The organism is Spiroplasma endosymbiont of Clivina fossor (genome assembly GCF_964031115.1).
Taxonomy (GTDB): domain Bacteria; phylum Bacillota_I; class Bacilli_A; order Mycoplasmatales; family Nriv7; genus Nriv7.
Window position 1 is genome coordinate 552,640 of the sequence record NZ_OZ035006.1, and the last position, 26,678, is coordinate 579,317.

The window sequence follows — 26,678 nt, forward strand, 5'->3', positions numbered from 1 at the left end:
GAATTTAAATGGAATTTAAACATATTTTTAGTAATTTTAAAAAACTTAAACTGATATCAAGTAATTTTCAACCAAAAAATACTTTAAAACATTTTCGTAATAAAACAAGTTCAGGATTACAAAAACTTGCTAAATCATTAATGTTTCCGATTGCTATTTTACCTATCGCAGCGATATTGAGTCGTGTGGGCGGATTAATGATGACTAAAGATTTTGGAATTACTGAGAATAGTGTTATTTGATATATTGGTTCAGTATTGCAGGTTATTGGTGGCAGTGCTTTTGATAATCTTTCTGTTCTTTTTGCTATTGGCGTGGCTTTTGGTTTTGCTAAAGATAATCGTGGTGAAGCAGCTCTTATTGGTTTTTTTGCTTATACAATATTAATTGGTCTAATGACCATATTACCAAAAATTGTTTATTCAACAATTTTATTAGATGTTAACTTAGAAAATAAATCAAAACTTTTATATCAACTTAAAGGAAATGAAGTTATTTATTCTATTGATATGGGGATTTTGAGTGGCATTATTGCTGGTATATTAGCAGCTACTTGTTATAATCGTTTTCAATCCATTAAGTTGCCAACTGCTTTGTCATTTTTTTCGGGAAGAAGATTTGTGCCATTAGTTGTTATTTTAGTTTCTTTACCAGTTGCTATTTTAGTGGCAATAATTTGACCTTGACTTCAGTTAGGACTTTTAAGTTTTGGACAAACTATTATTCCTGAAAAAGTTGACAATTCAACGCGTCATATTCAATGAGGGGTTGCTAGCGTTTATACAATGTTTAATAGAACATTAAATGCTAGTGGTTTAATGCGTGTTTTTAATATTTATTTTTTTTGACAACACCCTTTTGTTACTTCAGAGAATGGAACAGTTATTAATGGTGATATTCCTGCATTTCTTAGTAATGATTTAGTTGTTGGTGCCGGATTATTTCAAAGTGGGTTTTTCCCCATTATGATGTTTGGATTACCTGCCGCTGCCTTGGCGATCATTAAATGTGCTCATCCTGACCAAAGAAAAAAAGTTATGGCATTATTACTTGGAGCTGCGTCCGTTTCATTTTTAACTGGGGTTACTGAACCGTTAGAATTTAGTTTTATTTATGCAGCTCCAGTATTATTTTTTGTTCATATTGTCTTATCAGGGATTATTTCTGCAATTACTGTTGGTTTAGGAATTCGGATTGGCTTTGGGTTTTCTGCTGGTTTTATTGATTATGTTTTAAGTTTTTATCAATCAATGAAAATTGCTAAAATAACTTGGGAGTCAGGTTTTGCCCAAGTGCTGGCAAATCCGGCTTGAATATTACCAATTGGTATTCTAAGCGGGGGAGTTTATTACTTTTCTTTTAGTTATTTGATTAAGAAGTTTAATTATCAGACATTAGGTCGTGAGCAAACTGTTAGTGAAACAAATAATTTTGATAACAGTTTACCACTGGTTTCTTATCAACTATTAGCGACAAAAATTTTGGATATTTTAGGTAAAGATAATATTATTAGTGTTGGTAATTGTGTCACAAGGGTGAGAATTGTTGTTAAAAATGTTGATGATTGAAAGATTAAACAATTAGATAAAATCAAATTTAAAATAAGAGGGATTGCTAATAATAAACTTAATCCGAAAATGGTTTCAGACAAAGATTTGCAACTCATTGTTAGCAATGATGCCCAATTTATTGTTGATGAATTAGAAAAATTGCTTCAAGCATCAAAAGAGTTGTTGGCAACTAATTTTTAAAAATAGAAAATAGTTTTTATTTTAAAAGCATTAAAAGAAGGTAACTTGCGATTATTGTTAGTGCTGTAAATAAAAAAGGTAGCGTTGCTACCTTTTTCTTTGTTAATTTTATTTATTGTTTAACAACAATAATTCCTACGGAGTTAACACCAGCATGACTGACAAAGCAGTTAGGGAGGAATGCTTTTTTGATTTTAAGTTTAGGGTGGGTGGTTATAATCTTGTTAATAATTGTGATGATTTTTTTATCACATTGTGATGTGAAAATTTCTAAGATATAATTTTCATTTTTAATAAATTCTTTAATTTTTGTGATTACGCTTTCAATAGCGTTGTTTAAGGTTCTAGCAATTCCACTTTTTTCTGATATTTCGCCAAATTTAATAATGACTTTAACGCGGATTAAACTTATTAGGGAAGCAACAACAGATTTGGCACGACCACCTCCTTTAGAAAGTCGCGAGATATCTTCAGGGATAATGTAAATTAAACTATTTTTTAACTTGGGTTACCATTTTATTAATATCATTAATGTTACCACCATTAGCTACAATTTCAGTAGCTTTAATTGCTAATGTATTATTAAATGTAGCAGCGCCGTTAGTATCAATAATATGAACGCGGTTTTTAAATTCATTTTCTTGTGATAGCATATAGGCATTTTGGTATTGACCAGATAATTCTTTAGCAATCGGAATAAAGATAATTTCATCATTTCCTTCAGCTAATAGTTTTCGCCATAAGCTCATTAGTTGTCCTGGTGATGATTGACTAGTTTTAGTATATTCACCATTTTTAACACGAGCATAAAAATTAGATTTTTTAATATCACTAGTGGTATCTTCAATTTCAGTTCCATCTTCAAAACTTATTAATAAAGGAATGATATTAATATTTTTTTCTTTTAGCGTTGTAAGGTCAAGGTTGCTAGATGAATCAACAATAATAGCAATTTTTTTATTTGTGTTGAACATTTTTTTCTCCTTTACTTTATTCAATAGACTTCTTGCAAAATTAATATGATAATTATAATTTTTAAATTTAAAATAAATATAAAAGTGTTATTAAAATAATTTTTAGATTATTTTTACAAATATTTTGTCATTAAAACATAATAAAAATTATTATTTACAATAAAAAAAGACTGAAATTTTAAATTATCAAATATATTTAAACTAATAGTTGTAAATTATAAATTGAAGCTATTAAATTAAATCTTAAAGCAAATCTTTTTCTACGATTTCGATATTTTTCACTAATAATTTTAAATTTTTTAAGTATAGCAAAAACATTTTCAATAACAATTCTCATTTTTGAAATTCGCTTCATTATTTTGCTTTTCTTCTTTATTTAAAGGGTTTTTCTTTGATTTTCTTTTAGGAATTAAAACATTATGATTAATTTTTTGTATGCCTTGATAACCTAAATCCACTAAAACAGTTGTTTCTGGTAAAAATTTAATTTTTGAATCTTTTAAAATTTTAAAGTCATGGTTTTTACCATAAGAAAAATCAGAACTAATAATTTTTTTACTATCTTTTTCAATTATAACTTGTGTTTTTATTGTGTGTTTTTTCTTTTTTCCTGAGTAGTGCTGTTTTTGTCTTTTTTTGGGCGTTGGATTTGGCTTTCAGTTACATCAATTATAACAGTCTTATCTTTGAAATAATCTTTTAATAGTGATTTTTGACCAGTAAGTTGTTGAAAATTAGGGTGTTTTATTAAAGTGTCTTCAATTCATTTGATATTTCTATAACAACTACTTTCACTAATATCATAACTTTTTGCAATATGAAAATAAGTTCTATATTCTCTTCAATATTCTAAAGTCATTAAAATACGATTTTCTAATGATAATTTATTGGTTCTTCCGCGACGAAATCTCTTTTTTAATTCTTCTATTTTTAAAATTTCTAGCATTTTATTAAAAGTAGTATGTTTAATACCAGTTAATCTTAAAAAATTTTTATCACTTATTTGATTATTTTTTTTAAATTTCATTTAAATTCCACCTTTTTATTAAAAACAACAATTCAATTATATTTTAAATTAATTTTGCAAGAAGTCTAATCTTTTAATAGTGATTTTTGACCAGTAAGTTGTTGAAAATTAGGGTGTTTTATTAAAGTGTCTTCAATTCATTTGATATTTCTATAACAACTACTTTCACTAATATCATAACTTTTTGCAATATGAAAATAAGTTCTATATTCTCTTCAATATTCTAAAGTCATTAAAATACGATTTTCTAATGATAATTTATTGGTTCTTCCGCGACGAAATCTCTTTTTTAATTCTTCTATTTTTAAAATTTCTAGCATTTTATTAAAAGTAGTATGTTTAATACCAGTTAATCTTAAAAAATTTTTATCACTTATTTGATTATTTTTTTTAAATTTCATTTAAATTCCACCTTTTTATTAAAAACAACAATTCAATTATATTTTAAATTAATTTTGCAAGAAGTCTATTGAATATACTTAATTTTAGGTATATTTTAATATGATAGAGGTGGATAATAATTATGGAAAAAATAATTCAAGAACTAGTAAATACTTTAACAGATGATCAATTTTTAGAATTTTATGAAAAAGTCAAACAACAAGCAGAATTAATAAAAAAACAAAAACGTTTAAATGAAATTGATCAAAAATTTAGAGCGCAAGGTATTAAATGCCCTAAATGTGAATCTTACCATTGCGTTAAAAATGGACATAATTCAGAAGGAAAACAAAAATATTTATGTAAAAATTGCCGTGCAAGTTTTGACGCTTTTCGTAATCATTTTATTTATTGAAGTCATTTAAATTATGAACAATGAAATTTATTGATTCAAATTTCATTGCTGGGGCAATCTAGTAAAACAATTTCTCGTTTTATTAAAACTACATTAAAAACTGCTTGATATAATCGTCAAAAATTAATGAAATCAAAACAATTAGAAAATACCCAATTAAAATTTAAAAAATTATCTGGTAAAATCCAAATCGATGAAACATTTATTAAAGAAATCCATAAAGGAAATTTCAAATATAAAACTGATCCACGAAGAATTTACCTTGACCCATTCGCAACTAATACTAAATGCTGTATTCAAATGGCAATTGATAATAATAACAATATTTATGTTAAATCCACAAACACCAAACGTTTACAAAAACAATGAGTTATTGAAAATATGAACAAAGAATTAATTAACGAAAATTCAATTATTACTTCTGATATGCAAAAATTATATTTTTTAGTAGCAAAACAAACAAATTCTACTTTATGTGTAACTAAAACAACAATTAATCCTGAAGCTAGTTATCGTAACTTAAATAAAATCAGTAAATTACAATCTAGTCTTAAAGAAGCCTTAATTCATTATCATGGTTTAGGTTTTACTAATATTCAAAATTATTTAAATCTCTGAAAATGAAAATACCAACATAAGGGTTTAACTCCAAACCAACAAACAGCGATATTATATTTTAATGTATAAAAAAGTTAAAGTAAAAATAGTAATTTTACATAAAAGCCTTTTAAAATTATCAAGTTGATGATTTTTTTTTATTTTATCAAGAGTTTTCGACAAAATTAAAAAAATATAAAAAAGTGAACTTGTGAACTAATTACATATTATTTCAACTCCATTGGAGGTGTTCACGCATCTTTATTCTTTTTTAAAAATTTTTCATTAAAAAGCAACAATATTAATCCAATAAGCACTGGAACTAAAAAGAGATAATATTCTCATTGCGTCGCACCCAAATACAAATCTTTAATTTGCATATCTAAAATATTAGATTGAATAATACCAAAATTACAATTAGTAACTTTATATAAACCAAAAATTGCTAAAGAAAGCAATGGCGTTCATAACAACATCACCAATTGAGCAGCAATTCCATAAGAACCATTTAAAATTTTAATACTGCGAAAAAATAAAATTCGCCCAATTGCAATCGCAAAACTAGAAATGATAATAAATAAAAATGTTAACCCCTTCAATTCACCAAAAATTCTAAATTGAACTCAGCCTTCATAACCATAACCCCCACCTATTACCGAAACTATTGGTAAAACAAAAATTAACATTATCCACGATGAACTAAACGCTTTTAAAATTAACGCATCTTTCTCATTAATTTTATTTTTAGACTTACTCATTGCAAAATGAAGAATTGTTGATTCAATTGCATATAAAATTGCCGTTAATAATGACAAAATAATTGCCCAAGTAGCTTTTACTCACGGTTGAATATCATTAGGATCAGAACTTAATATTGTTTTATTAAACTCAGTAATAATTTGTCAAATAACTAAACCAATAACCGCTAAAGATGTTAAAAGTAGTCCAACCCAAGCAATAAAAGATAATCTTTCTTCTAATAATAACCTTGATAATAAAGCCGTAAAAATTGGAGCAATATTTACTAACACTGTTGCCGTAGCACTCATTTGGGCTGCTAATTGAATTGATAAAATATATAATACTTGTGCAATCGGACCACCAAAAATACCAGCAATAATTACAATCATTCCTAACATACTTTTAGTATTTTTCCAAATTTGTTTTAAAAACTTTAATGGCTTATTAGTAAGACAAACAACTAAAATTCAAGAAACAAATTCTTGCACTGTTGCTAAAATAAAACTATTTAATGCTCGCGTATCTAAAAAAATAATTAGTAACGGTGCTAATGAATACATAAAAGCTGAAATAACACCAATTCCTGCACCCGTAAGTAACTCCTGCTTCGTAAAATGAACATTAAATTTTTGTAAACTCATTTTTTTCTCCTTAAATTAATTTTTACTTGTTAATGTATAAACTGCTTGTTGCTTATTTTTATTATTTGTTCGCTGATTATCTTTTAATTTATCTTCGGCTTCAATACTATGAACTTTAATTTTATCGGGATCATTAAAAGCGATCAATTCATCTTTTGTATAAAAATCATCTTTATTTTTCAATTGTTTTTTTAAACAAACAATAATCCAATTAGTTAATGAACTTCGTGATAATATCGCCATTAACTGCAAAGGTTCAGTAATCGCTGCTAATAACATAATCTCCGGAACAAAAATAACAAGAATTAACATAAATAATTTTATAATTCCTTTAATTCCTAATTGTGACGATAATTGTTCATAGTTAGCAAATTGATAATAAGGATTAGAAAAAATTAATTTATAAGCAATAACAATTGAAAAAATCATTGGAATAACAATAATTGCCAAATTCTTTCATCAAAACCGAGCATTACTATATATATGTTAAATACTTCCAAGTATAACTACTACTATAAATTCAACGATAAAATAACCCAAAAGTTGTTGATAATACTAAAGCATAAATTGTTAACTGTGCATCTTTTAAATAATATGTAAAAACTGACCCTAAAATTAAACTAATAATCAAACTAATAACCATTTGTATATAAACATGCTTCGTAGTTTCACGATGTCTTCCCGCGCCATAAATTAAAATACTCGCCGGTTCACTTATCATTAATAATGCTGAATTAATAGCAAAAATTAACGATAAATGTGGAGTATCAAAAATAGTCTTAATCGCAATATTCTCAAACTCTGGATTACTAGAACTTCTAACAGTTGCTAGCCTTTGGACCTTCAATTCACCATATAAACCATTAACATAATATGGTGACATAATAAACTGCACAACAAACATAAAAGCAGCCACCATATAAGCAAACAATTCAAATTTAACAAATGTATTCCAACGAATTCTTCCTTGATAAGAAATTCATGTACCAAAAAAGTCTTTAAAAGAAGTAATAAATAATAACATAATTACTCTCATATTTATCGCCACCGTCATATATATGGAATACGCTGACGCTGTACGAAAACCAATAAATAAAGCAATTAAAACAAAATCAATATTATTAAAAATTGCTACCGCATAACTTTTAACCGCAACATAGTTACTCTCTTGCAATAATTTATCATTTTTAGTTCACTCTTTAGTTTGCAATCATGGATATTTTAATTTCACATAAATATAAATTAAAATTGACTTAATAATTCCATGAAAAATATAAACTAAAAATGGTAAATAAGCATTGGGATTACCATTTCTAGCACTAATCCACATTCACAAAATAACACCTGTAAAAACTAATAAATCACAAGTTAAATGCACAATTCGATTAAAATAATTACCATTATCTGCTTGAATTAAATTTTCATAAGCACCAACAATGAAAAATGAAATTAAATTTTTTAATGACAACGATATAATAATAATTCATAATTGTCAAAACGACATCACTTGAATAACATCATCAGTAATAGTTTCACTAACATTATTTCAATAAGCATATATAAGAAAACCCTAAACCTAAAAAAACAACTAATGATAAATAAATTATCCCCGTTTTAATATAATTATTTTTAATCGTACCCACAATATCATTAACAGTAATTCAATCTTTCTTTGCTAAAGGATGATACAAATAAAAAATTCCCATAATTCCTAAACTACTCTCAGCCAAACCAATAGTAAATGAAATTGCCATAATAGTTCGTACTAATCCATTCATCTTCGCCCCATAATATTTAATTATTAAATAAATAAGAACAAACTGAAAAACTGAACCTAAAAATGTTCCAATAATTCCTAACAGTGTATTAAAAAAACTTTTGCTTGTTGAATACATTAGCCATTCCCCTTTAATTTAAATCATTTTATCACAAACTTAATTAATTTCTCTGCTATTTATTTCTAATATCTTATCAATATCTGGTAAAACAAATTGTTTATTATTTAAATAATCCAAAGGAACCGGTAAATTTTTAAACTCTAACTTATAAGCAAAAAGCATAATACGATCATTTAAATTATATTTAGAATCCATATTTAATGTCCACCCACAATCGGTGTTTTTAAATACTCACAAGATGCTCTAATTTGATGTTTTCTTTCCATAATCAGTTGGATCTCATATCAACTAAACTTTAATACTTTTTTAAACATTTTAAACTTCGTTACTGCTACTTTACAATTTGGCAATTCTAATTTAGGACTAAACACCATTTTTCCTTGCATAATATCTTGAAACATATAACCTTTAACAACTAATGGTAATTCCTTATTAGTAGCTAATAACGCTAAATATTTTTTAGTAATATTATTTTGATTTCAAAATTGATGAAAAATATTTAAAGCAATTTTCTTTTTCGCATAAATTACTAAACCTCTTGTTAATTTATCTAAACGATGTACATGACTAATAGTAAAAGAATAACTGTTATTAATTTGCAAATACTTACGAACTGCTAAATCTAAACAATCACCCACAGGATGGTGAATTAAAACATTATGGGGTTTATCAACAATTAAAATATATTCGTCTTCATAAATAATTGCTAAAGCAATTTGACTAGCAAATTCCTTTTTTACTTCATCTTTGAAAGTTAAATTATCTAAAACAATAATCGTATCATTAGGTTTTAAATAATACTTCAAATCAGTAATAACTTCACCATTTAATTTTATCTTTTTTAAACGAAATAACTTATAAATTAATCGTAAAGGAACAGTATTAAAAGTTTTACGCATAAATTTAATAATTGTTTGATGAGCATCATGGAATGGCAACCCTTTTTAGAACACTTTTTATGTAGACTGGTATTTTCTAAATTCAACGGGAGTTAAATAATTTAAACTGCCATGAATTTAGAAAATACCAGTCTACATAAAAAGTGTTCTAAAAAGGGTTGCCATTCCATCTTCTTCAACCATTAATCATCCAAAACTAAAACCATACGAAACTAAATTAAGAATTAAAAATAAAAAAACATAGTTATTATTATTTAAAACATAAATCCGAAGTAAATCAAAAATTATTGGAAGAACAAAAACTGTTATGAGAAATAAACAAGTACTAACTTTAGAAAACAGTTTATAATTATAAACCTGTAAATCATCAACAAAAGTTTTTGGAACTTGATACTGTGGACGATATCATTTACGCGTCTTTAATTGTTGAGAAAGCGAAAAACTTTCAGAATGCATCTTTAAACCTTACTCCATTTTACTTTCTTATATAATTATTATACATTTCTATAGTATATGTGTATATAATTAATTTATTAAAAGGAGGAAATTATAAATGTTTCAAAGAAAAGAATTAAATTATTCGTTAGATGCTCTAGAACCAATTATATCTAAAGAAACCATGGATTATCATTACAACAAACATCACAAAGCATATGAAGATGGTTTAAATAATACTCTTGCAAAATTAGAAAATAACAATCAACCTACCGATTTAAATCAATTAATGCGCGACTACTTAACCTTACCACATGAATGATGCCATGTTGGTATTCGCCAATTTGGTGGCGGATTAATTAATCACAATTTCTTTTTTAGTATCTTAGCCAAAGACAAACCAATTAGTAATGGTAAATTAAAAGCTCTCATTGAAGAAACCTACGGGTCAATGGAAAAATGACAAGAAAAAATGCGTGACGCTGCCTTACAAGTTTTTGGTAGTGGTTGAACATGATTATTAATTGATCGTAATGGCAAATTAAAAATTTTTAACACCTTTAACCAAGATAATCCTTGATTTTTAAAATCCTATCCTTTAATCGGTATTGATGTTTGAGAACATGCCTATTATATTGACTATCGTAACGACCGCAAAACTTATGTAACTAAATTTTTTGACATTATTAACTGAGAAGAAGTTGAAAAACTATATGACACTTATTTAAAAAATAATTCTAAATAATACTAATTTTAATAAAAAAGATGAATTCAATGAATTCATCTTTTTTATATTAAATAATTTATTGAATTATTGCAATAACTTCACCAGTTTTAACAGGACCTAATTTAATATTAGTAATTTTTTTACCCTTTAAACTATCAGGTATAAAAAGAGCCTGTCCAAAATTCTGTGTCTCGATAATTCATTCTGAATTATACTTAAAAGAAGGAGAACAGAAAATGACAAAAAAAATAAAAAAAGAACCTGACGCAATTGATAAAGTTGTTGATTATTTTTTAGAAAATATTAGACTTGGTACATAACCTTTAATTTTATCTACTATTTTGATAATATTATTTCCTAGGTGAAGTACAAATGTTAGATAAATACAAAGACGAAAACGAATTTTATAGTTTAATAGGCATAAAATATAAAACTTTCATGAAAATGGTAGAAATTTTAAAAGAAGGTGAAGCTAAACAAAAACAAATTGGTGGTAGACCAAATAAATTATCAATAGAGCAAAGATTACTTATGACTTTAGAATACTGAAAAGAATATAGTACATATCGTATTATTGCAAAAAAATATAATATTAGTCATGTTAGTTGTATTCGTAATATCTTTTGAGTTGAAAATACTCTAATAAAAAATAGTCACTTTCATATACCTGGCAAAAAGATATTATTAGAAAATAAGGGTACTACTAATAATTTATTAGCAATTGATGCTACAGAAATTCCAATTGAAAGAATTAAAAAAAACTAAAATTATTATTTTCTGGTAAGAAAAGGCAACATTCATTAAAATCGCAAATAATTATTGATTTATTTAACAATAAAATTATTTCAGTAGATTTTTGTTATGGCAGTACTCATGATTATAAGTTATTTTTAAAATCAAATACACTTATAAATCCAAAATTAGAATTAATTGCCGATTCAGGATATCAAGGTTTGCAAAATGTTCATAAAAATACATTATTGCCAATTAAAAAGAGTAAAAATAATCCTTTAAATCCAGATAAAAAGGAATATAATAGCTTTTTAAGTAAAGTTAGAATTGTCATTGAACATGTTTTTGCTAGATTAAAAAGATTTAAAATACTAGTTTATCGTTATCGCAATAAGATTAGAAGATTTGGATTACGATTGGTCGCGTTTAGTTTTCTTAGGTATTACTTTGAAAAAGTAAAACAGAGCCTGTCCAAAATTCTGTGTCTCGATAATTCATTCTGAATTATACTTAAAAGAAGGAGAACAGAAAATGACAAAAAAAATAAAAAAAGAACCTGACGCAATTGATAAAGTTGTTGATTATTTTTTAGAAAATATTGATAATCCACAAGATTTATTTAAAGGCAATACTATTTTTCAGGAATTTACCAAAAAATTAACTGAACGAATGTTAAATACGGAAATTAAAGATTATCTTGAAACTGATGAGAATCATAATAAAAGAAATGGCAACACACAAAAAACCATTATTACTAAAAATGGTTCAATCGCAATTGATGTACCAAGAGATCGAAATAGTACTTTTGAACCAGTAATTATTCCAAAAAGACAAAGAAGATTTGATAACTTTGATCAAAAAGTAATTTCTTTATATGCAAGAGGAATGACAATTTCTGATATCAAAGCACAATTGCAAGAATTCTATCACGGAGCAGAAATTTCAGAAAGTTTAATTAGTCAAATAACTGATGATGTTATTGAAGAAGTTAAAATGTGACAAACTAAACCTTTAGAGAAGATTTATCCGATTGTTTATTTTGATTGTATTGTTGTTAAAGTAAAGCAAGATAAACGAATAATAAATAAAGCAGTTTATCTTGCCTTAGGAATTAATTTAGATGGTTTAAAAGATATTTTAGGAATGTGAATTAGTGAGAATGAGGGAGCCAAATTTTGACTTAATAATCTTACGGAAATGAAAAATCGTGGGTTACAAGATATTCTTGTTGCTTGTAGTGATAATTTAACTGGGATGTCTGATGCAATAGAAGCTGTTTTCCCAAAAACACAGCATCAATTATGCATTGTTCATCAAATTCGCAATAGTTTAAAATTTGTTCCTTACAAAGATCGCAAACTTGTAGCTAATGATTTAAAATCAATTTATACAGCAATTAATGAAGAAATAGCGTTAATTGCTTTAGATCATTTTTCAGAAAAATGAAATAAAAAGTATCCACAAATTACTAAATCATGAAAAAATAACTGAAATAATTTAATAATTTTTCTTGAATATCCTCAGGAATTTAGAAGAATTATTTACACAACTAATGCGATTGAATCTGTTAATAGTCAATTAAGAAAAGTCATTAAGAATAAAAAGATTTTTCCTAATGACGCATCAGTTTTTAAAATATTTTATTTAGCATTTCAAAATATGGTTAAGAAATGAACGATGCCAATTCAAAATTGGGGTAGTGCAATTTCACATTTAATGATAAAATTTGAGGACAGAGTGAATTTAAGTTAATTACTTAGAGACACAGTTAATTGTACAGTCCCGTAAAACAATCAGCTAATTATATTATTTAATTACTAAACTAAGCCTGCCTTTCTTGTTATTGTCATTTTTATTCGTTACCATTTTATCATATTATTGAATTTTTACACAATAAAAAATTATTAATTTTATTAAATTTTTTTTTAATTTTAACTAATATTTTTACTTACTTAAATCTATTATATTTATTTGTTACAGCATTACCTTTATAATTAATTCAACTATCGTCATTTTTATTATTATATTTATTTCATAATGAATTTTTATATATTTCTTTTCTGATTTCTATTTCTGAATTAATATTTTCATTAATGTAATGTAATACATTTAATTTGTTTAAATTTGCCATTCTTAAATGTAATAAGTTATTTAAATTCTTATGATTATATATTTTTGCCCCGTATCCTAATTGTTGTTTTACTAAATGCGATATATCACTTTCGATGCTACAACCGATATTTCATTCTAAATTTTGATGATGAATGCCATGATTATTATTACTGAAATAATTACTCGCCTTCCTTAACTTTGTTTTAATATCTTTATTTAATTCATTTTTAGCAACATTACGAATGTTTTTGATTAATTCTTGATGATTTCCATCCTTATATAATTTAATTCAACTATTTAGTGCTACTTTGCGATTTTCAAAAATAATATTAAATGCAGTTTGTTTTAATTTTTTAATAGCATGATAACCATCTAAAATATATCTAACATTACCAAAACTATTGGCAATTTCTCTAATTCAAGTATCACCATCGCCACAAACAATTATTTTGTCATAATTAATATTTACATAATATTTTTGTAATTCCTTAATTAATAAATCACGATAATTCATCGTATTTATTCGTTTACCAACTTTTAACATTAGAAAATGACCTCGTTTGTTTTCTAATTCTCTACGAGCATGTTTGTAATTTTTTTCTTTATGTCCGGTATGAAAAGTAACTAAACGAATTCTTTGGTCTTGTTTAACTTTATGGTCTAATGTTGCTAAAAATGTCTCATCTAGTTGAATATATAAATCCTTATTTTTGACATCAATTCTAGTTTTAGTTTCTTTTTCTGCTAGTTGAAAATATTCAGCAATATCATATTTATTTAAAATACTTGAAATACTAGCTTTTGAAATATAACAATGATTTAGAGCATCTAAAACATCGCGATAGCGTTTGCCATCACCTAAAAGACTTAAAACTTTAAATTGGACATCAAAATAAATGCGTTGTTTGGGCAATAAACCAATTTCTTTATCTAGTAAACATACATATTCAAATTTACCTGATTTTTGATTTCAATATTTATATCGGCGTCGTTTAAAAGTAACATCACCAAAAATTGTAATAATTGTTCTTCAAGCAAAATGAACTACTTTATAACCTTGTTTTAAGCGATAATGATATTTATATAAATATTCATCTAATTTTTCATATTCGTTGGCTAATTGTTCGCATTTGTTAGTGTACATATTTTTATGGGTTGCGAATAAACTGAATCAATGCTTGTTTTCTAAGGTTTTTACATTATTATTAATTTTTAACATAAAAAATCACCTTTCTTTGGTAGTAATTTTAATGAAGTTAAACTTCGTTAGTTTATTTTTCTGTTTTAATAATAATTTTTTTTCTAGAATTAGTATTCAACAACCTTGAAAAATGATAGAAATTATTATTTAATCATTTATAATTAATTTGTATTAATTAAACTTTATAAATTTAAGAAGGGGTTGAGTGATTACTATAAAAATTTATTAATTAGCAAAAATTCATGAAAAGGATTTGATTAATATGAAAAAATTACTTAGTTTATTAAGTACAATAACAATAGCAAGTAGTGGAATGGCGGGAATCGTTGCCAATAGTCCTTATGAAAAACAAGAGCAACAAACTAAATTAAAAAACATAAATTATAAAAGACAAAAACGAAGTAATAATGAAAATAATAAAATAAATAGAACAAAGATTGTAATTACAACAAAAGGTGAAATTTTTGCTAATGGACTTGTTTTAAACAACAAAGTATATTTTAGTTCAAAAGATCATAATGTTTATGAATATGATCCCGTAACCAAAGAACAAAAAATTATTATTATTACAAAAGGTGAAGTTTGAACTTCTGGGGTGGTGTTAAATAAAAAACTATATTTTGGTTCAGATGATTATAATGTTTATGAATATGACCCCGCCACAGAACAACAAAAAATTGTCATTACAGCAAATTCTTGAATAAGATCTTCTGGGGTGGTGTTAAATAATAAGGTTTATTTTGGTTCAACAGATCAAAATGTTTATGAATATGATCCTGCCACAGGACAACAAAAAATTGTCATTACAACAAAGGGCGAAATTTTTGCTAGTGGCGTTATTTTAAATAATAAGGTTTATTTTGGTTCGTTTGATAATAATGTTTATGAATATGATCCTGTAATCAAAGAACAAAAAATTATTATCAAAACAAAAGGAGTAGTCCAATCTTCTGGGGTGGTGTTAAATAATAAGGTTTATTTTGGTTCAACAGATCAAAATGTTTATGAATATGATCCTGCCACAGGACAACAAAAAATTGTTATTAGAACAAACGGAGGAATTTGATCTTCCGGCGCTGTATTAAACAATAAAATATATTTTGGTTCAGAAGATCATAATGTTTATGAATACGATCCAATTACAAGAAAGCAAAAAATTGTTATTGTTACAAATTTATGAGTTGGTTCTCCTGGTTTAGTTTTCAATAATAAATTATATATTGGTTCAGCAGATCAAAATATATATGAATATGATCCAGTAACAGAACAACAAAAAATTATTATCAAAACAGAAGGAAGAGTCCAATCTTCTGGAGTGGTGTTAAATAATAAGATATATTTTGGTTCATTTGATAATAATGTATATGAATATAGTGAGTATAATTTAAATTCAAATTTGGGACAAATTAATGATAATTCTGATAATGCAATTTTAAATGAATTAAATTATTTAAATCCTGATTTAGATATTTCATTATTAGAAATAGTTAATAAAACAAATAATCCAGCGATAATAAAAGAAAAAAATAATAGTAAATATTTTGGTGAACTTACTGTTAATTACAAAATTAAAAATAAAGGTGAAATTAATGATATTAATTTAAACGAATTAATTAAAAGATCAGTATTTTTTAAGTTTCGAGATGAAAATCCAAATTTAATATTTAAAGAAATAAGTAATGTTAATAGTAATAATTTAAATTTTTCAAATACTGAAATAACAAAACAAGAAAATTCATTTTTATGATCTAATGTTCCTAAAAATGTATGTTCTGATAGAGAAATTATCAATAAAACTCCAAATACAAGATCATTTAATGTACCCGCTTGTGAATATAATTCAAAATCAAAATTAGTATTTCAAATTACAACAGGATTAACTAAAACAAAACAAGAAAATAAATTAAATGGTTGAAACATAAATTCTGATGATGAAATGAAATTAACAGATTTTACAAATATAAATAATAAAAATTCTGAAATCATTAATGTATTATCAAATGAATTTTATTTATCAAACACAAATAAACAAGAACAAGAAATGATTTTAAGTATTTTTAAGGAACCCGCTGATAAATTTGAACTTAATCCCAATGAAAAATTAAAAATTACTTATCCAGTAAGAATAATTACATCTAAAGTTATATTAAATTTAAAACAAAAAATTACAGGAAATATTACTGCCAAAATAATTGATGATAACAATAAAGAACAAATAGTTACATTATCAATTACAGAAGTAATGCAAATTTTACAAAAATATAGTTTATTACCCAATGAAATTACTATAGATAAAAACAATGATAAAATAACATTTAACGGTGAAGCATTTTTTTCATCAGAGAGAGAAGGGCCAGTAAGAACAAATACAGTTACTACTATAGTATAAGGTTTTATAAAAACGATATTAGCTATTTAGAACAATAACTTTAATTGAAACAAGCACAACAATTTAATCTCTTGTGATAAAATAAGAAAAATATTCAAACCAGTAATTTAATTAAATTACTGGTTTTTATTTTGTCAAAATAGAAAAAATGAAAAAGTTGTTTAAGAGCATTATCGTCATAGAAAGCTACATTTTGGGGTAGTGATTTTAACAGTTTTTAAAGAGCCTGTCCAAAATTCTGTGTCTCGATAATTCATTCTGAATTATACTTAAAAGAAGGAGAACAGAAAATGACAAAAAAAATAAAAAAAGAACCTGACGCAATTGATAAAGTTGTTGATTATTTTTTAGAAAATATTGATAATCCACAAGATTTATTTAAAGGCAATACTATTTTTCAGGAATTTACCAAAAAATTAACTGAACGAATGTTAAATACGGAAATTAAAGATTATCTTGAAACTGATGAGAATCATAATAAAAGAAATGGCAACACACAAAAAACCATTATTACTAAAAATGGTTCAATCGCAATTGATGTACCAAGAGATCGAAATAGTACTTTTGAACCAGTAATTATTCCAAAAAGACAAAGAAGATTTGATAACTTTGATCAAAAAGTAATTTCTTTATATGCAAGAGGAATGACAATTTCTGATATCAAAGCACAATTGCAAGAATTCTATCACGGAGCAGAAATTTCAGAAAGTTTAATTAGTCAAATAACTGATGATGTTATTGAAGAAGTTAAAATGTGACAAACTAAACCTTTAGAGAAGATTTATCCGATTGTTTATTTTGATTGTATTGTTGTTAAAGTAAAGCAAGATAAACGAATAATAAATAAAGCAGTTTATCTTGTCTTAGGAATTAATTTAGATGGTTTAAAAGATATTTTAGGAATGTGAATTAGTGAGAATGAGGGAGCCAAATTTTGACTTAATAATCTTACGGAAATGAAAAATCGTGGGTTACAAGATATTCTTGTTGCTTGTAGTGATAATTTAACTGGGATGTCTGATGCAATAGAAGCTGTTTTCCCAAAAACACAGCATCAATTATGCATTGTTCATCAAATTCGCAATAGTTTAAAATTTGTTCCTTACAAAGATCGCAAACTTGTAGCTAATGATTTAAAATCAATTTATACAGCAATTAATGAAGAAATAGCGTTAATTGCTTTAGATCATTTTTCAGAAAAATGAAATAAAAAGTATCCACAAATTACTAAATCATGAAAAAATAACTGAAATAATTTAATAATTTTTCTTGAATATCCTCAGGAATTTAGAAGAATTATTTACACAACTAATGCGATTGAATCTGTTAATAGTCAATTAAGAAAAGTCATTAAGAATAAAAAGATTTTTCCTAATGACGCATCAGTTTTTAAAATATTTTATTTAGCATTTCAAAATATGGTTAAGAAATGAACGATGCCAATTCAAAATTGGGGTAGTGCAATTTCACATTTAATGATAAAATTTGAGGACAGAGTGAATTTAAGTTAATTACTTAGAGACACAGTTAATTGTACAGTCCCTTTTTAAATTTAGTTATTACGGATTTTCAATTTTAATTTCAAAGTTACTTGTATTTCTTAATGTATAATCTATTGTATTATCGCTATTGTCTCAAGTTTCTAACTTTGTACTTTGTACTTTGATTGTTATTTTTTTATTAATTATTCAAAGCTCATGTGGCTTTATATTAGGACCGTTAGGGTCAGTTATTTTTTGCCCATATGTAGTTATTAATTTTGTAATTTTATCTTGTTTATCTTGATTATTGTAAAATTCTTTTGTAAATAGGAAAATAAGTTTGTTTAAATTTTTTAATTCTGGTAATTTTTCATTTAGATCGATATTGTCTTTTTGATACATGTTAATCTCTCCAACTCTATTTTTATCTCTTAAAAGATGAAAATATACTTTTTCTAAGTTTTCGATTTTAAAATTATAAATTTTATCTTTTTTATTGTTATCTTCATTTTTTTGTTCTACTGGTTCATTTGCTTTTTTAGAACAGCTAACTATTGGTAATATTGTTAATGTGGAAAGAGCTATTGTATTTAAAATTTTCATTATTTTAACTCCTTTATTTTTTCAATATATATATATATATATATATATTATACAAAAATTCGTAAAATCATTAGAAAAACGGCAAAACCGATTAAAAATTGAAAGGTATAGTAAAAGGCCGGCACTGTTTTAAAAATCGGAAAAATGGCAGTTGAAAAGTTAACTGTTGCTTTGGCAATAATCGCTAACGGGCGTAAAATTGTAATGATTTGTGACGCCGTCAGCATTCAGTTTAGCATTTTTATACCAGCATTTTGAATGGCACAGCCAATGTCATTAAAAGTAGGGATTCATCGTCCAGAATATTTACAATTTGCTGGCGGGATTATGTCATCTCATTCCGAATTAGTTGAACCATCAGGTATAAACGCTGTGGAATTAAGGACATTAAAGTCATAAATTTTAAAATTGTAATTAGCGGATATTTTTTTATGGTACAAAGGAAAAGTTAAGGTAAAAATATTAATACCATAGCGAATATCGATGTCGGTGTTAAGATAATTAATACTATTAGCAATCTTGTTAGTTGGTAAAGTAATGAGTTTGTTATCATAAGATTTAAGGACATTAAATTCAATTTGATAGATACTGTTATTATTTTTAATCGCATTATAATTTTCTTGGTGCGTTTTTTTATCAAAAGTAAAAAAATAACTTCTTAGTAATAATTCTGAATTACCAGTAACATTGATTAAGTATTTTTTGGGATAAAAAGTAATTAACGAGCGATAAAAGAAACCGATTTGAATAAAGTAATCTTTGTTGTAATTATCTACTCCCTTAAAATCAATTTCGGTATAAGTTTTTTCGTCCATATCAAAAGTCGCATAAAATAAACTAGCAAAGAAATTGCCAAGAATTTCATAGATTTCATCAAAAACATTTTTGTAATCGTTATTGTTAATACTAGGAATGTTGTTTTTAAAATAAAGGTAAATGTCATTTTTTAATTCAGGGTCGTATCTTAAAAAACTAAATTTAACATTAAGATAATTTAAGGTTCCAAAAAGGTACTTAATTAGATAGTAATCGTTAGTTTTTTCGGTGTCATATTTTCAGATTTCCTTTTCATCGTGTAATAATTGTAAATAGTTATTACTTGCAATTAAGGTTTTATTAAAAGCTTTAATTTTTAAAACATTTTCATTTATTTTATCTTCACTAGTAGAACTTTTGTGATAAAAATAGCTTTCGCTTTTAAAACCATAATTTTTAATCGTAAATTCTTTGTAATAACCTTTTTCTAGGGTGTCAACAAAATTAAATATTGGTGTTCAATAGAGATAAGAATAATTAAATTTATCAAAATCACCACGATGAATCATTAAATAGTCAAGATTATCAATAACATCGTTATATTTATGATTACCGTCAAAGCTAATAGTTGCTGTTGGTAATTCAATGTCGGTACTATCTTTTTCAATTTCAATTTCAAAGTTACTTGTATTTCTTAATGTATAATCTATTGTATTATCGCTATTGTCTCAAGTTTCTAACTTTGTACTTTGTACTTTGATTGTTATTTTTTTATTAATTATTCAAAGCTCATGTGGCTTTATATTAGGACCGTTAAGGTCAGTTATTTTTTGCCCATATGTAGTTATTAATTTTGTAATTTTATCTTGTTTATCTTGATTATTGTAAAATTCTTTTGTAAATAGGAAAATAAGTTTGTTTAAATTTTTTAATTCTGGTAATTTTTTATTTAGATTGATATTGTCTTTTTGATACATGTTAATCTCTCCAACTCTATTTTTATCTTTTAAAAGATGAAAATATACTTTTTCTAAGTTTTCAATTTCAAAATTATAAATTTTATCATTTTGTCTTTTAGTTCTAATTAGTTGTATTGTTGTTTTATCATTATTAATAATGTTTTGCGGAATGGTAAAAATGTTATTGAAACTAATAATTAACACGGTAAATATTTTCATAAACATTTTTATCACTCCTTTTTAAAATATTTTATTTTTTGTTGTTTTTTTAGTTTTGATTTTTTTAATAAGTCACTCAACACCACAATTTATAATTACCGCTATTGTAATGCATATATCTAAATATCCTAGTATCATAAGTGAAATTAATGCTTCAAATTTTTCATATAATAATTTCAAATCATTAATTTCCAATTTTAAAAATGAAATGAAAAAGATAGTAATCATAAAAATGTAAGATAAAATTCTCCATCAATATTTTTTTAAAGAATTAATGAGTTTGTTTGATTTCATTTTTCAAGATTCTTTTTGCTTTAATTTTTTTAATAATAAAGCGGATTAATTTTTCAAATTTAATTGCAAAATATATTGCTCCGCCTCATCAAAAAACAAATATTCCCGCGAGCATAATACCACTATTGAACTTGCCAAAGAAATCAACCATCTGTTTATTCATAAAATCATTAAATTCGTTACTTGTTCCAGTTACTCATTTAGTATCGATTGCTGTTAATGTACAAATTAATAAGCTTATAAAAACGAAAATGATACTTAATACTATTTTTAACCACTGCTTTTTAAAAGAATTTTTAATTCTTAATTTTAATGACATTTTTTCTTTTGAATTATCTTTTTTAAATAATTTTACTAAAATTTTTTTCATTTTAATTCTCCTTTCATATTTTTTATTGTCCTTTAATTACAATAAATAAGGCAATAAGTACACAAGTAACACCAAGAATGGTAAAAATTGGATGTTGCGAAAATGTTCGTGCCATTGGTTTAAATAGTTCTAAAATTGTTAAATTGCTAGTAATAAACTTTTTAAAATTGGCAAGACCCTCGCTAATATAGTTCGTTAAAGTTTCAAAATGACTACCAGCTAATAATCCAAGAACAGTTATTAAGATAAAAATAATAATTAGTTTAAACATTGTTAGTTACCTTGATTTGTTTTTATTGGTTTTATTTGGATTTATTGGTTGTATTTGTTTTTTAACTTTTCCTCATGCACTTAAGCGACCACTATTTTTAACGGCATATCGGCGTTGCTTTTCTAAATTAACTTGTTGACTGCTAAAACCGAGAATAATTGCCATAAGAAATTCTACAGCCAGCGTTAAGAATAAAGGAAATATTAGTTGAATATTTGTTCCCGGTACTTCAAGACTTCAAATTAAATCAAAAACTTTATAAAGCATTTGAGCGAGAAAGTCCGCCATTTTTGCAAGATTTTCCATTTTTTATTGTTCCTTTCATAAGACTTGGTACATAACTATAGCATTTTATGTTTACTAAACCATAAAATTCATTTTCATTTTTGTATTTATCTAACATTTGTACTTCACCCAGAAAATAATATTATCAAAATAGTAAATAAAATTGAGGGTTATGTACCAAGTATATAGAGTAAAATAATGTTGTGGTTGATTGCGTTTTTAGTAGCGACAATATTAGAAAAGAGGTGAAATATGATAAATAGTCTAACCGCCGAAGAAGCTTTTTTAAAATTTTTAGAAGGTGCTTGAACTCTTGTATATAATATATTTGAGTTTTTATTTGGTTTTATACCAATGGCAATTTTTTTCTGAATTATGATTGTTGTTGGAATTGCACTGATAATGAAACAAAAATATTAAATAAAACTTAATTTAATTAATGTCTAAATAATAATTGTCGCTACTAAAAACGGGGTTAACCGTTATTTTTCTTTCATTTTTCTTAAAAATTTGCTAAATTTATCCATTTTTAAATATTCTAAGTCTTCTAAATCAATTGCTGTGTCAGTATAGCATTTGTCTTCATAGTCAGGATTTACTTTTGAATTTAAATAATCTCTTAAAAACGCTAAGTAAAAAGAATTGTAAGTGTTTAATATTGGTAGAGGAATTTTTAATTTAAAAAAATAAATATCAAGTTCAGGGATATCACGGTATTTAATGCGACGACCCTTTTTACTATTTTTAGCATCAATTAAGGTGTTTCGTCAGCGTTCATATTCTTCAATGCTCGTAAAGGTACCATAGATGACTTTTAAGTAGGGACGAAAAATATTAACAGGTTTTTTACGAATTCCCACAATCACATTATTAGCAATATCACGAACTTTAACTCAAATATGTTTATCTCTTTGACCACTAGCAAGCACAATATGACCAAAATGGCGTGCCAGAGCGAAATATTCTTGAATACCGGTTTCTTCGTTTTTGGTATTATTTTTTTCTCAATCAGTTCCTTCTAAAAATAAGTTGGTTTCATCTCACAAAAGTAAGGTTTTGTCTGGCAATACTGGATAATCAAAGTCTAACAAACCCATATGCCCTAAACTTAATTTTTGGGTTTCTAGTAATGGAAATGTTGATGCGATATGATATTTTTTCTTTTTTAATAATTTTGATGCGTATACTAGAAAAGCGGTTTTTCCAGTTCCTAATGAACCAATCACAATATTTAATGGTGAGTTTTTTAAGAAGTTAATAACTTTGTTAATTTGTGTTAAATTACCGATTTTAAAAAGAAAAATTAAAATACAACCTGCTAAAAATAAATAACTTACAATGTTTTTAAAATAACCGTTGTAAATATATCAAATTGCTCCTCAATGTCATAAAATTAAAAATGAGGTGCGATTTAATTCAATAAAATGGTTATTTTTTTCTATTATTCATTTGCAAAATTTCATCTTGCACCTCACTTTATTTTTTTGTTAGCGTACTGCTCCAAGTAATTTTTCAAACATTTTAAAGCAAATAAAGAATACTGCCAAAATAAATGGAAAAATGAATATTCAGTAGTCAGCAAAGAAGTTACCGACTTGTGGCATATTAACAGCAATAATTTCTCACATTTTAGTAAACGCTGTTATAATCGCATTTCATAATTTAGTCATCGCGTCACTAGCTGTTATCTTTGTTACTGCTGGTGCTTCTGTTAAGAAAGTTCCAATCATATAATCACCCCCTTTCTTTTTAAAACATTCATCATTTATATTCAAAGTTTTTTTAAATTTGTTAAAACCACGATTAACCTTAACACGATTGTATTTTTTTCTAATTAATTTTGAATTTCTTTGGGAATGCATCACAATGTAACTTCTTGACATTAATTTTATCTCTATCTAAATACTGATATGGTTTTTCAAAGTAGCATTAGAATAAATCACACCATAATCGCTGTTAAGAATCAAAAAGCAATGTTTGCTATTAAAAGTCAAAGTGGTGCTTCGGTTAATTTAATTTCTTTACCCCCAGTAATGTGAGCCGGAATAGTTGTAATTTGAATAAATAAATCTCAGAATGTTTGTTTAATTTGTTCTCAATTAAATTCTTTTAAATTTACTGTCATTTTTTATCTCCCAAAAATCATTTTTATTGGTAAATACATAATTGAAATTAACGCGAAAAGAAAAGTAATGATAATAATTAATCCGGCAATAAATGTAACTTGTGCAGGCATTTTTTCTATCGGAATAAACAGTTTTAAGAACTCCATAATAATTTCTCAAAACATTATTTTTTATTCTCGTTATTTTCTTTTGAATTGGGAGTTTTAACTCATTCTTCAAAGCGAGCAATAAATACTTTTTCTTCTTTTGTAAAATTACCAGTATTATTTTTAATGGCATTTTTATATTTAATTCGCATTTTTATTTTTGCATAAATTTTATAAGCAAAATATGCCAATAGCATTATGCAAATGATAATAAATATTATTCCAATCGCAATATTCATTTTTAAACTCCTTTAAAATAGTTATAATTGGTATCTTTTTTGTTGTTTTCTTTTTCAGCAATGAAGAAACCTAATAATTCTTGTCCCTTAATTAATTTGGTTTCATTTTCTTTTTGATTAATTGAAATTATTTGATATTTACTATCTTTTATTATTCCAATGCAAATTGAATTTTCGTATTTCCCTTTATAAACAAATCGTTTTGAAAACCAAATACCGATTTGTTCATTAAATCACGGAATTTTTGGTGCTTTAATAAGCATTGCGTTTTGCGTTTCTTTTAAGAGATATTTTTTAGTATTTAAGAAAATGTTTTCAATGTTTTTCATAATAAATTACCTTTCTTATAGATAAACTAAGTTTTATATTAACTAAGTTAGTTAACTTAGTTTTTTAAACACTTATATATCGCAGATTTAAGTGTTTAACAAGCTTTGTTATTAAATTTTGTTTTTTAATTAGATAAAGATTTTAATAATTTTAAACTTAGCATACCCTATATAGAAATTTCTACACTTTAACATCCGCATCCTACCCTTGGAACTAATTTAATAGCGTGTATATTTTTAGGAAATCCACCCATTCATTTTTTTATTGCAAAACGAAACAAATTGCTATAGCTAATAGGATGTTATCTATTAACTGGTAAACTTCTTTTGGTTATGGCGACCACCCACAATTTATCGTGCTTTAATACATACCAACATTATTAATTCACTTGTATTTAATTTTCAAAGAACAAACTTTTAACACCTTATAAAATAAAAAGACAATCATTGCTGACTGCCTTAATACTTATTCAAATATTTTCCCACCTAAGAAAACTTTATGCGTCCTTACGATTTAACTTAATTTCAGGAATATATAATTTTGAATTAAGCTAGTTATAGTTATGTACCAAGTCTATTGATAATCCATAAGATTTATTTAAAGGCAATACTATTTTTCAGGAATTTACCAAAAAATTAACTGAACGAATGTTAAATACGGAAATTAAAGATTATCTTGAAACTGATGAGAATCATAATAAAAGAAATGGCAACACACAAAAAACCATTATTACTAAAAATGGTTCAATCGCAATTGATGTACCTAGAGATCGAAATAGTACTTTTGAACCAGTAATTATTCCGAAAAGACAAAGAAGATTTGATAACTTTGATCAAAAAGTAATTTCTTTATATGCAAGAGGAATGACAATTTCTGATATCAAAGCACAATTGCAAGAATTCTATCACGGAGCAGAAATTTCAGAAAGTTTAATTAGTCAAATAACTGATGATGTTATTGAAGAAGTTAAAATGTGACAAACTAAACCTTTAGAGAAGATTTATCCGATTGTTTATTTTGATTGTATTGTTGTTAAAGTAAAGCAAGATAAACGAATAATAAATAAAGCAGTTTATCTTGCCTTAGGAATTAATTTAGATGGTTTAAAAGATATTTTAGGAATGTGAATTAGTGAGAATGAGGGAGCCAAATTTTGACTTAATAATCTTACGGAAATGAAAAATCGTGGGTTACAAGATATTCTTGTTGCTTGTAGTGATAATTTAACTGGGATGTCTGATGCAATAGAAGCTGTTTTCCCAAAAACACAGCATCAATTATGCATTGTTCATCAAATTCGCAATAGTTTAAAATTTGTTCCTTACAAAGATCGCAAACTTGTAGCTAATGATTTAAAATCAATTTATACAGCAATTAATGAAGAAATAGCGTTAATTGCTTTAGATCATTTTTCAGAAAAATGAAATAAAAAGTATCCACAAATTACTAAATCATGAAAAAATAACTGAAATAATTTAATAATTTTTCTTGAATATCCTCAGGAATTTAGAAGAATTATTTACACAACTAATGCGATTGAATCTGTTAATAGTCAATTAAGAAAAGTCATTAAGAATAAAAAGATTTTTCCTAATGACGCATCAGTTTTTAAAATATTTTATTTAGCATTTCAAAATATGGTTAAGAAATGAACGATGCCAATTCAAAATTGGGGAGCC

At 25.5% G+C, this 26,678-nt stretch carries 30 protein-coding genes and 3 pseudogenes; 10 read left to right on the forward strand and 23 right to left on the reverse strand.

What is annotated here, in order from left to right; translation table 4 throughout:
* Window positions 1-8 precede the first annotated feature (8 nt).
* Window positions 9-1,751 (forward strand): PTS transporter subunit EIIC, encoded by a 1,743-nt coding sequence (locus AAHM82_RS03475; protein ID WP_342263393.1) that lies wholly within the window; start codon window positions 9-11, stop codon window positions 1,749-1,751.
* Window positions 1,752-1,863: 112 nt separating this feature from the next.
* Here the strand turns inward: AAHM82_RS03475 and AAHM82_RS03480 are convergent.
* The 4 genes and pseudogenes from AAHM82_RS03480 to AAHM82_RS03490 all read right to left on the reverse strand — a co-directional run bounded on the left by AAHM82_RS03480 (window position 1,864) and on the right by AAHM82_RS03490 (window position 4,153).
* Window positions 1,864-2,725 (reverse strand): annotated as a pseudogene (locus tag AAHM82_RS03480) (DegV family protein).
* A 196-nt stretch (window positions 2,726-2,921) separates the two neighbouring features.
* Window positions 2,922-3,315 (reverse strand): annotated as a pseudogene (locus AAHM82_RS13105) (transposase family protein).
* On the reverse strand, window positions 3,312-3,752 hold the full coding sequence (locus AAHM82_RS13110; RefSeq protein WP_342263396.1) for a transposase family protein: 441 nt from the start codon (window positions 3,750-3,752) through the stop codon (window positions 3,312-3,314). The pseudogene AAHM82_RS13105 and the gene AAHM82_RS13110 overlap by 4 nt, the downstream one beginning before the upstream one ends.
* Before the next feature lie 65 nt (window positions 3,753-3,817).
* Window positions 3,818-4,153: a transposase family protein gene (locus AAHM82_RS03490; RefSeq protein WP_342264266.1), complete on the reverse strand. Its 336-nt coding sequence runs from the start codon at window positions 4,151-4,153 to the stop codon at window positions 3,818-3,820.
* A 122-nt stretch (window positions 4,154-4,275) separates the two neighbouring features.
* On the opposite strand from AAHM82_RS03490, the gene AAHM82_RS03495 reads away from it, so the two are divergent.
* The gene (locus AAHM82_RS03495; protein WP_342264549.1) at window positions 4,276-5,235 is read left to right on the forward strand and encodes an IS1/IS1595 family N-terminal zinc-binding domain-containing protein; all 960 of its coding nucleotides are present in this window, start codon (window positions 4,276-4,278) and stop codon (window positions 5,233-5,235) included.
* Window positions 5,236-5,372: 137 nt separating this feature from the next.
* Here the strand turns inward: AAHM82_RS03495 and AAHM82_RS03500 are convergent, their stop codons facing one another.
* From AAHM82_RS03500 to AAHM82_RS03525, 6 genes are read right to left on the reverse strand one after another with little or no spacing between them, the layout of a single operon-like run.
* Window positions 5,373-6,527 carry an EamA family transporter gene (locus AAHM82_RS03500; RefSeq protein WP_342264550.1) on the reverse strand — a complete coding sequence of 385 codons (1,155 nt, stop codon included), beginning with the start codon at window positions 6,525-6,527 and terminating at the stop codon, window positions 5,373-5,375.
* A 15-nt stretch (window positions 6,528-6,542) separates the two neighbouring features.
* On the reverse strand, window positions 6,543-6,956 hold the full coding sequence (locus AAHM82_RS03505) for a hypothetical protein (protein ID WP_342264551.1): 414 nt from the start codon (window positions 6,954-6,956) through the stop codon (window positions 6,543-6,545).
* Between the two features lie 46 nt (window positions 6,957-7,002).
* The gene (locus AAHM82_RS03510; protein WP_342264552.1) at window positions 7,003-8,031 is read right to left on the reverse strand and encodes a hypothetical protein; all 1,029 of its coding nucleotides are present in this window, start codon (window positions 8,029-8,031) and stop codon (window positions 7,003-7,005) included.
* A 37-nt stretch (window positions 8,032-8,068) separates the two neighbouring features.
* Window positions 8,069-8,422, reverse strand: a complete 354-nt coding sequence (locus tag AAHM82_RS03515) for a hypothetical protein (protein ID WP_342264553.1) — start codon at window positions 8,420-8,422, stop codon at window positions 8,069-8,071.
* A gap of 39 nt (window positions 8,423-8,461) precedes the next feature.
* A complete protein-coding gene (locus AAHM82_RS03520) occupies window positions 8,462-8,620 on the reverse strand; it encodes a hypothetical protein (protein WP_342264554.1) in 159 nt (52 codons plus the stop codon).
* Between the two features lie 2 nt (window positions 8,621-8,622).
* On the reverse strand, window positions 8,623-9,363 hold the full coding sequence (locus AAHM82_RS03525; protein ID WP_342264555.1) for a pseudouridine synthase: 741 nt from the start codon (window positions 9,361-9,363) through the stop codon (window positions 8,623-8,625).
* 514 nt (window positions 9,364-9,877) lie between these two features.
* Between AAHM82_RS03525 and AAHM82_RS03530 the strand changes: the two genes are divergently transcribed.
* The 4 genes from AAHM82_RS03530 to AAHM82_RS03545 all read left to right on the forward strand — a co-directional run bounded on the left by AAHM82_RS03530 (window position 9,878) and on the right by AAHM82_RS03545 (window position 12,970).
* Complete coding sequence (locus AAHM82_RS03530; protein ID WP_342264006.1) at window positions 9,878-10,504, forward strand: superoxide dismutase; 627 nt, start codon at window positions 9,878-9,880, stop codon at window positions 10,502-10,504.
* A gap of 354 nt (window positions 10,505-10,858) precedes the next feature.
* Window positions 10,859-11,251, forward strand: a complete 393-nt coding sequence (locus tag AAHM82_RS03535; protein WP_342263426.1) for a transposase family protein — start codon at window positions 10,859-10,861, stop codon at window positions 11,249-11,251.
* Window positions 11,252-11,256: 5 nt separating this feature from the next.
* Complete coding sequence (locus tag AAHM82_RS03540) at window positions 11,257-11,790, forward strand: transposase family protein (RefSeq protein WP_342264907.1); 534 nt, start codon at window positions 11,257-11,259, stop codon at window positions 11,788-11,790.
* Window positions 11,750-12,970 (forward strand): IS256 family transposase, encoded by a 1,221-nt coding sequence (locus AAHM82_RS03545; protein ID WP_342263365.1) that lies wholly within the window; start codon window positions 11,750-11,752, stop codon window positions 12,968-12,970. The genes AAHM82_RS03540 and AAHM82_RS03545 overlap by 41 nt, the downstream gene beginning before the upstream one ends.
* 196 nt (window positions 12,971-13,166) lie before the next feature.
* Here the strand turns inward: AAHM82_RS03545 and AAHM82_RS03550 are convergent, their stop codons facing one another.
* Complete coding sequence (locus AAHM82_RS03550; RefSeq protein ID WP_342264505.1) at window positions 13,167-14,549, reverse strand: Mbov_0401 family ICE element transposase-like protein; 1,383 nt, start codon at window positions 14,547-14,549, stop codon at window positions 13,167-13,169.
* A gap of 244 nt (window positions 14,550-14,793) precedes the next feature.
* Between AAHM82_RS03550 and AAHM82_RS03555 the strand changes: the two genes are divergently transcribed.
* Both AAHM82_RS03555 and AAHM82_RS03560 read left to right on the forward strand, forming a co-directional pair.
* The gene (locus tag AAHM82_RS03555; RefSeq protein WP_342264506.1) at window positions 14,794-16,920 is read left to right on the forward strand and encodes a PQQ-binding-like beta-propeller repeat protein; all 2,127 of its coding nucleotides are present in this window, start codon (window positions 14,794-14,796) and stop codon (window positions 16,918-16,920) included.
* 290 nt (window positions 16,921-17,210) lie between these two features.
* Complete coding sequence (locus AAHM82_RS03560) at window positions 17,211-18,431, forward strand: IS256 family transposase (protein WP_342264507.1); 1,221 nt, start codon at window positions 17,211-17,213, stop codon at window positions 18,429-18,431.
* Between the two features lie 48 nt (window positions 18,432-18,479).
* On the opposite strand, the gene AAHM82_RS03565 is transcribed toward AAHM82_RS03560, so the two are convergent.
* The 7 genes from AAHM82_RS03565 to AAHM82_RS03595 are packed head-to-tail and all read right to left on the reverse strand — an operon-like array spanning window position 18,480 to window position 22,276.
* A complete protein-coding gene (locus AAHM82_RS03565; RefSeq protein WP_342264508.1) occupies window positions 18,480-19,004 on the reverse strand; it encodes a hypothetical protein in 525 nt (174 codons plus the stop codon).
* A gap of 47 nt (window positions 19,005-19,051) precedes the next feature.
* A complete protein-coding gene (locus AAHM82_RS03570) occupies window positions 19,052-20,944 on the reverse strand; it encodes a hypothetical protein (RefSeq protein WP_342264188.1) in 1,893 nt (630 codons plus the stop codon).
* A gap of 15 nt (window positions 20,945-20,959) precedes the next feature.
* Window positions 20,960-21,232 carry a hypothetical protein gene (locus AAHM82_RS03575; RefSeq protein WP_342264187.1) on the reverse strand — a complete coding sequence of 91 codons (273 nt, stop codon included), beginning with the start codon at window positions 21,230-21,232 and terminating at the stop codon, window positions 20,960-20,962.
* Window positions 21,210-21,602 carry a hypothetical protein gene (locus AAHM82_RS03580; RefSeq protein ID WP_342264186.1) on the reverse strand — a complete coding sequence of 131 codons (393 nt, stop codon included), beginning with the start codon at window positions 21,600-21,602 and terminating at the stop codon, window positions 21,210-21,212. Before AAHM82_RS03580 ends, AAHM82_RS03575 begins: the two co-directional genes overlap by 23 nt.
* Before the next feature lie 22 nt (window positions 21,603-21,624).
* Window positions 21,625-21,873, reverse strand: a complete 249-nt coding sequence (locus AAHM82_RS03585; protein WP_342263448.1) for a hypothetical protein — start codon at window positions 21,871-21,873, stop codon at window positions 21,625-21,627.
* Between the two features lie 6 nt (window positions 21,874-21,879).
* Window positions 21,880-22,179, reverse strand: a complete 300-nt coding sequence (locus tag AAHM82_RS03590; RefSeq protein ID WP_342264509.1) for a hypothetical protein — start codon at window positions 22,177-22,179, stop codon at window positions 21,880-21,882.
* Window positions 22,130-22,276 (reverse strand): hypothetical protein, encoded by a 147-nt coding sequence (locus AAHM82_RS03595; protein ID WP_342264184.1) that lies wholly within the window; start codon window positions 22,274-22,276, stop codon window positions 22,130-22,132. Before AAHM82_RS03595 ends, AAHM82_RS03590 begins: the two co-directional genes overlap by 50 nt.
* A gap of 80 nt (window positions 22,277-22,356) precedes the next feature.
* Here AAHM82_RS03595 and AAHM82_RS03600 point away from each other — a divergent pair, with 80 nt between their 5' ends.
* The gene (locus AAHM82_RS03600) at window positions 22,357-22,578 is read left to right on the forward strand and encodes a hypothetical protein (RefSeq protein WP_342264183.1); all 222 of its coding nucleotides are present in this window, start codon (window positions 22,357-22,359) and stop codon (window positions 22,576-22,578) included.
* A gap of 62 nt (window positions 22,579-22,640) precedes the next feature.
* Here AAHM82_RS03600 and AAHM82_RS03605 read toward each other — a convergent pair whose 3' ends face one another.
* From AAHM82_RS03605 to AAHM82_RS03625, 5 genes are all read right to left on the reverse strand, one after another.
* A complete protein-coding gene (locus AAHM82_RS03605; protein ID WP_342264510.1) occupies window positions 22,641-23,621 on the reverse strand; it encodes a hypothetical protein in 981 nt (326 codons plus the stop codon).
* 24 nt (window positions 23,622-23,645) lie between these two features.
* Window positions 23,646-24,041: a hypothetical protein gene (locus tag AAHM82_RS03610; RefSeq protein WP_342264511.1), complete on the reverse strand. Its 396-nt coding sequence runs from the start codon at window positions 24,039-24,041 to the stop codon at window positions 23,646-23,648.
* A gap of 11 nt (window positions 24,042-24,052) precedes the next feature.
* Window positions 24,053-24,283 carry a hypothetical protein gene (locus AAHM82_RS03615; protein WP_342224099.1) on the reverse strand — a complete coding sequence of 77 codons (231 nt, stop codon included), beginning with the start codon at window positions 24,281-24,283 and terminating at the stop codon, window positions 24,053-24,055.
* Between the two features lie 164 nt (window positions 24,284-24,447).
* On the reverse strand, window positions 24,448-24,669 hold the full coding sequence (locus tag AAHM82_RS03620; protein WP_342264512.1) for a hypothetical protein: 222 nt from the start codon (window positions 24,667-24,669) through the stop codon (window positions 24,448-24,450).
* A 2-nt stretch (window positions 24,670-24,671) separates the two neighbouring features.
* On the reverse strand, window positions 24,672-24,998 hold the full coding sequence (locus tag AAHM82_RS03625) for a hypothetical protein (protein ID WP_342264513.1): 327 nt from the start codon (window positions 24,996-24,998) through the stop codon (window positions 24,672-24,674).
* Window positions 24,999-25,592: 594 nt separating this feature from the next.
* On the opposite strand from AAHM82_RS03625, the pseudogene AAHM82_RS13115 reads away from it, so the two are divergent.
* Window positions 25,593-26,672: pseudogene (locus AAHM82_RS13115) on the forward strand (IS256 family transposase); the annotation flags it as partial.
* Window positions 26,673-26,678 lie beyond the last annotated feature (6 nt).